This is a genomic window from Deinococcota bacterium (assembly GCA_030858465.1).
GTDB lineage: Bacteria > Deinococcota > Deinococci > Deinococcales > Trueperaceae > JALZLY01.
This window is the reverse complement of sequence record JALZLY010000146.1, coordinates 1-5,902: the sequence shown is the minus strand read 5'-3', so window position 1 is coordinate 5,902 and position 5,902 is coordinate 1. Positions and strand designations below refer to the sequence as shown.

General features: G+C 64.3%; 6 protein-coding genes and 1 pseudogene. 3 read left to right on the top strand and 4 right to left on the bottom strand.

Features of this window, described 5'->3' with window-relative positions:
- The coding region (locus M3498_06980) for a hypothetical protein (GenBank protein ID MDQ3459026.1) at window positions 1-203 on the top strand (203 nt) is incomplete at its 5' end.
- Between the two features lie 152 nt (window positions 204-355).
- The gene (locus M3498_06975) at window positions 356-1,228 is read left to right on the top strand and encodes a hypothetical protein (protein MDQ3459025.1); all 873 of its coding nucleotides are present in this window, start codon (window positions 356-358) and stop codon (window positions 1,226-1,228) included.
- Window positions 1,229-1,316: 88 nt separating this feature from the next.
- On the opposite strand, the gene M3498_06970 is transcribed toward M3498_06975, so the two are convergent.
- Entirely contained in the window at window positions 1,317-2,279 is a 963-nt protein-coding gene (locus M3498_06970; protein MDQ3459024.1) for a methyltransferase type 11, read from the bottom strand.
- 441 nt (window positions 2,280-2,720) lie between these two features.
- A complete protein-coding gene (locus M3498_06965; GenBank protein ID MDQ3459023.1) occupies window positions 2,721-2,954 on the bottom strand; it encodes a hypothetical protein in 234 nt (77 codons plus the stop codon).
- A gap of 387 nt (window positions 2,955-3,341) precedes the next feature.
- On the opposite strand from M3498_06965, the gene M3498_06960 reads away from it, so the two are divergent.
- Window positions 3,342-3,914 carry an acyl-CoA dehydrogenase family protein gene (locus M3498_06960; protein ID MDQ3459022.1) on the top strand — a complete coding sequence of 191 codons (573 nt, stop codon included), beginning with the start codon at window positions 3,342-3,344 and terminating at the stop codon, window positions 3,912-3,914.
- 59 nt (window positions 3,915-3,973) lie between these two features.
- Here the strand turns inward: M3498_06960 and M3498_06955 are convergent, their stop codons facing one another.
- Window positions 3,974-4,660 carry an adenine nucleotide alpha hydrolase gene (locus M3498_06955; protein MDQ3459021.1) on the bottom strand — a complete coding sequence of 229 codons (687 nt, stop codon included), beginning with the start codon at window positions 4,658-4,660 and terminating at the stop codon, window positions 3,974-3,976.
- A pseudogene (locus M3498_06950) lies at window positions 4,657-5,748 on the bottom strand (saccharopine dehydrogenase NADP-binding domain-containing protein). The gene M3498_06955 and the pseudogene M3498_06950 overlap by 4 nt, the downstream one beginning before the upstream one ends.
- Window positions 5,749-5,902 lie beyond the last annotated feature (154 nt).

Genomic DNA, 5,902 nt, shown 5'->3' with positions numbered 1-5,902 from the left:
GGCTGGGCGAGCGCCTCCGCCGCGAGGAGGGGGGCTGGCGGCTGAGCCTGCCGGGCGGGCGGGAGCTCGGGCTGCTCGAGCGCAGCCGCCTCACCCTGGCGCGAGGCCTGAGCGGCACGGTCTTCCTGGCCTGCGTCGAGGCCGGAGGGACGGGGCAGCGTGGGTGGGGGGTGCTCGAGAGCTTCGAGCCTGGAGCCGTCTAGAGCCGAACCCTGCTATGCTGAAGCACCTATAGGACAGGGCTCATGATTCCGCCAGGGAATCTTCTATGGATAGGAGCGCTTTCACCCGTCAGCCGCCTGAAGGATGGCTCAGGCATCTTCGTGCTCTTTGTGATGCCGATGGGCCGATCATCTTGCTCGATGACGGCAGTTGGGGCTCAGGCTATCTTCTTCAGGCGCTCGCAGAAGAGGACCGGCCTCTTATCCGGCTCGAGCTGGATGCCGGCGACCGGGACGACCCGGTGAGCCAGGGCAACAAACTGGCCGACGCGGTCACGAGGGCGCTGGGAAGTCCGCTCTTCGGCTACGGGATGCCCTATGGTTACGGCCTCAACGTTCTCGCTGCGCACCAGAGCCTGCTGGAACCTTTCAGCTTTGCGCTCGCTGGTGCGGAACACGGGCTGGACTTCGCCCGGAAGCTGTTGAGCCTACACCGGGGGCAGAGCCGGGTGATCGTGCAGTTCGGTGTGCCCCATCCCGCCTTTGTCCTGCCGGAGACGGCGCGCCTTCTGGGCCCCGACCGGCTCAGGCTTGGCCTGGAGGAGGCGCTGCTTTTGGCAGGGGACGGGTTGCCCCGGGCGCTCGTGGCCGCCTTGCTGAAATCGAGCAACGGCGCGCTTGAACCCTTTCTGCTGGAGCTGGCTAAAGCGCGCGGCGTCCCTTCGCCGCCGCAGCCTTCAGCTGCCGGCTTCTGCCCTACTCCCGCGGCGGGCGAACCTTTAGAGCCCGTCACCCTACTGCGGATCCTGCTCGAGCAAGGACGTTTTATGAGAGCTTTGGAGCTCGCCGCCGAGCAGTCCCCGGAGAACGTCGCGACCGTGCTCGAGCACGGCAAGAACCACTTCTGGTCACGAGGGGACCACGCCAGGATGCACCGCCTTCTGTCGCGCTTGCCTGAAGGCCCGGTCCACAGCGAAACCGTGCTCCTCTGGCGGCTCGCCTCGGCGCTCGAGCCACGCCCACCCGACCTTGGCCGAGGCCGTCAAGGAGGCGGCGCTAGCGGTTGAGGGCAGAGCCATTCACGTCTAAAGGACTCCCTTACGGAGTTTATGGCTTAGCAGACATGGCTGAAGTATCGACGTCTGGGGTGAAGTTTTAGAGTGTATCGCCCCAACTGAGGCGCCGGGCCGCTCTAAACGAGGCGCCGTCACGTTTTGATAGGAGCCGCTCCTCTGCCGCACCATCCTCTACGCACAGCTTGAGACTAACGAGGCCACGGCGCGCCCTCGGAGGGGCAAGAACCCGCGCCTCCGGCGACACCCCGGCTCGACGCGAGGCGGCGATATAGCTGTACTTCTCGTCCTCCCACGGCACCTCCGCTCCCTTGGCCTGACGATGCAGCCTCGAGCGAGCGACGCGGCGGGAGAAGTGGCACCAATCCGGCGACGCCAAGGGGCAGGTGACGGCGTGGGGGCAGGGGGCGAGCAGATGCGCGCCCGCCGTTACCAGCCGGGCGCGGACGCTTAAGATACGCGTCCAGCCGGCGGGCGTACCGGGTTCGACGATCACCAGCGTGTCGGCGGTTAGCGACCACAGCCGGTCGACCAGCCGCTCGCGCGCCTCCGGCACAAGCTCGCCCAGCACGTAGGCTAAGGTCACGAGGTCGCGCGGCGCCAGTTCGGGCAACTCCTGGGCGACGTCGCCTGCCCGCCACTCGACCCGCGCCAGCGGCGCTCGTGCCGTCAGCCTCTCTCCCCAAGCGCGAATGGCCGAGCTTCCCTCTACGAGTACCGCCTCCTCGAGGCTCGGCCAGCGTCCGGCGGCCGCCCAGAGCGCCGTGCCGGGGCCAGCGCCGACATCCAGTACGGTACGAGGCGCAAAATCAGGCCGCACCTGCGCCACCGCATCCAGGCTGGCACGGACCGCGGCGTAAGTGGCGGGCAGACGGGTGGCGAGATAGGCGCGCGCCGCCATGTCGTCAGGGAGATGAAACCGCCCGTCTTGCACCTCCGCCCGGTAACGCTGCGACAGCGTCGCCGCTGCTCGCGTGAGGTCGGCCAAGGTTACACTGTTTAGCGCAGCATCTACAGCTTGACGAAGGGGCGGCGGCAACTCCACGATGGAAGCGTAACACGCCTTGAACCCGCGGACAGCTTGCGCAAAAACATGGCTTTGGACCAACTCCCAGAACCTGCTTACGCTTTAGGATTGTCCGTTTGCAAGACCAGAACCAAGCACACGGGCAAGCCACTTCTGGTTATCGTCATCTTCAAAAAACTCTATCAGGGCAAGATTGAAACTCACCTTACGCACGAAGGGCAGAAACACTAGGATAGGAAGATGAATCGAGAACTGCTAGAGGTTTACAGTGACTATACCCGTTTCACAGGGCACCTTCTCATCAGCTCGTTCAGCTACACCACAGCGACAGGATTGTCAGGGATGCTGGAGGGGTCGATAAGCGCCTACACAAAAGTTCTTGTGAAGTTCTCATGACCAAGGCCGCATGCTGGCGAGAGATAAGAAGGACAACTTTTACAATTTCTTTTGCATGGGTGCTTACTTCTTGGCATTTTCCTGTTGGGAGCTTGCACCCGTCACGCTGCCAATGTAGATGTTTTTGTCACCAACACCCATCACGAATCCGTTCACGTTACCGTTGAGAAAAATGGAGAGCAGGTCGCTACGTACACCGTTCTGCCGAATACCTCTGACACCGAGCACTTTGGCGATTACCCTGGTACTCACGTCGCCGTCACTGCTGGCATAAGCAATCAACCCGAAGTCACACACGTGAGCTTCACGATTCAGGGGTGGTATCCAATAGCGTACTTAATCTATATTGACGCCACTCCAGATGGCTTGAGCATGCGGTGCTACACCAACCTTATGGACAGCTCTTTCTGTCAAGCTCATGAGCAAGGACCATGAATAGCAGAGCACAAGTGCTGGATACGCAAGGTGATAAGCAACTTGCCGTGGGGCTCGAGGGTAGCCTTCGTTATCAACACCTTGCGATTGCTAAGGGCTTCAGAAGAGGCTTTTGGAGATCTCTGGGCGACCCTGATCCATTCTGATTGGGCGGGGGTTCGATTGAACTCAGCGCTTGGTGGGTTCCCTTTACAGGCGTTTAACGGTCTTTCCGGCTAGGCATTAAACTCGAGCAGAGGAGGTGCGTCCTTGTCCAGAGAAATAGCGGAACTCACCCAAAGCCTTGCTCGGCAACTGAGCACCCGTGCCCCTGAAGCCGACCGTAAAGGTGCATTGCCGCCTGAAGACGTGCGGGTGCTCAGGGAGGCGGGCTATTTCAGCTTGAGCGTCCCGCAGGAGCGCGTGCCCACGGCGCTCGGCAAGCCGATCGCCAGCTTGGCCAAGGTGCAGCGGCAGCTAGGCGAGCTCGAGGTGGCTGTGGACGCCGCTAAGACCCTGCTCCTGGCGGTGGCGCAAGACTGGTCGCTGGCACCGCGCGAGGCCCTCTTCCCGCGCGTGGTAGCCGCCAAACACTTAGCGACCGAGACAGCGATAGAGGTGACCGAAAGGGCTCTTAGAATCGCCGGGGGCGCCAGCGTGACGCGCTCTTTGCCGCTCGAGCGCTACTTCCGCGACGCTCGCGCCGGGCTCATGCACCCGCCCTCGGGCGACGCGGCCTTGGAGTTCGTCGGCCGTCACGTTCTGGGGGCGGCCGGCAAGGCCAGGAGGGCTGAGCCCGGCTTTCGGCTCCTGCAAAGTTTGGGCTCACCGGCATTAGGCTGACGTGAACGAGACAGACGACCACCTGGACCTGATCGAACTTGCCGGCGAAGGCGCCGGTGCTAGCGCCCCATGTCTGTCTCGGTCGGCAAGAGGTCGCAGTACATGAAGCGCCCATCGCGCAAGACATGCTCGCCGCGGCGGTGGGCGATGTTCCTCTGCAAGAGGGGGCCACTGTAGACGAAGGAGTGGAACTCGCCGTTCTCGCCGCAGGGGTCCACGCCTACGGGCAGGTCGGCCAAGAAGGGTTCGCCGTAGTCGCGTCCGGCGAAGCTGCCGGCCAGGGTCTGGGTGTCCACGCAGGTGATGACGGCTCTAAAGCCTTGGCCGGTGAAGTTCCGGGCGAGCGCCAGGCTGTCCTGGCCCCAGAGGGGAAAGACCGCTCTCATGCCCAGGTTTGCAAGCAGGCTTTCGCGGTAGTGGCGGATATCCTCGAGAAAGAGGTCGCCGAAGACGGCGGCCTGAACGTCCCTGTTTCGCCACTCCTCGAGCGCCGCCAGCATCCTGGTCTCGTAGTTGCTGTTGCTGGGGTGGGCGGTGATGGCTACCTGCTCGAGCGGCAGCCCCAGCGCCTCGGCCTGTCTCTCCAGCAGGGAACGCCTGACGCCGTGCATGCTGATCCGGCCGTAGGGTTCGGTGACGGTCGTGAGCAGCGCGGCGACCTCGTAACGCCCCTCGCTCAAGATCGCCTGGAGCGCCATCATGCTGTCCTTGCCGCCGCTCCAGGACACGAGGACGCGCTCTTTCAAGGCGCGAGTTCCCGTGTCACGCCGTCCAGACCCAAGATGAAGCCGGCGCCGTAGGCGCGTGACGGCGTTTGGAAACCGGGTTTCACGTCTCCGGCCAGGACCTTTTCGAGGATTAAGAGCGCCGTCCCTACTGTCATGCTGTAGCCTTCGGGACCGCTGAGGCGGGCCGCCACCCGCTCGCCCCGGCCGTCCTTCACCTCGCCCCAGAGGAGACTCTTGCCCCGGCGGCGCTCCTCCTCGCTGGGACCGGGCGGCTGCCTCTGGATGCGCCCCCTGAGAAAGCGCTGGACGAGCGAACTGCCCAGGAGCCGGCCTGCGTAGCGGCTCGCCCTGAGGGCGAGCGGCGCCCGGCGGGGCAGTGCGGTATAGACCTCGATGGTGGGGATGCCCGTGCTGTGGTAGGCCGTGGTCACGTAGTACCCGCACTAGCGGGGGCCTAGTGGCCCTACACTGTCGCCCCAGGGGATGGTCACGGCCGTCGTCGGGCCGCGGCCGAAGTCGATCTCGCGGACCTTGTAAGCGGCAGGCACGCGCACGATCTTGCCGTTCTCGCGAACAGCGCCGCCCAGGTGCAGGCCCTCCAACATCGTCGTCGCCGTGCCTCGCGACATCCTGCTGCCCACGCCCTGAAAGGCCAGCGCGAGATGGCTGGCCGTGGGCAGCTGTGCCCCCAGGTAAGCCGCCAGGCAGTCCGACGGCACCACGTCGAAGCCCGCGCCCGGCAGGAGCATCACCCCCGCCGCCTCGGCCTCGGCGCCGCGCCGCGCCACCGCTTCGAAGACGGCGATCTCCCCGGTGATATCGAGGTAGTGCGTACCGGTCCTGAGGCAGGCATCCACTATCGGCTTGGAGGTGCGCGAGAAGGGGCCGGCGCAGTGGAGAACCACCGGCACGTCCTCGAGTGCCCTTTCGATCACCCTGGGCTCGTCGAGCGCAAAGGCGCGACAGTCAAGGCCTAGCGCCTCAGCCTGCGCGACGAGCCTCGCCTGGTCGCGCCCGGCCAGAACGGGCTTAAGCCCCCTGGCTACCGCCTCCTTGGCGATCAGTTCGCCCGTGTAGCCGTAAGAACCATAGAGTAAACAAGGCATAGGCCAGTTTACCAAGACCGCCGGGGTCTTCCTGTTTTTGCGGACATGGTCATGACTCTCTCGCCGAGCCTAAGAGGTGCACGCTGACGACCTCGGGCGTTGCGGCGTGCCGGCCACTATCGGCTGGAACAATAAAACAGCCCCTTCTGGAGGG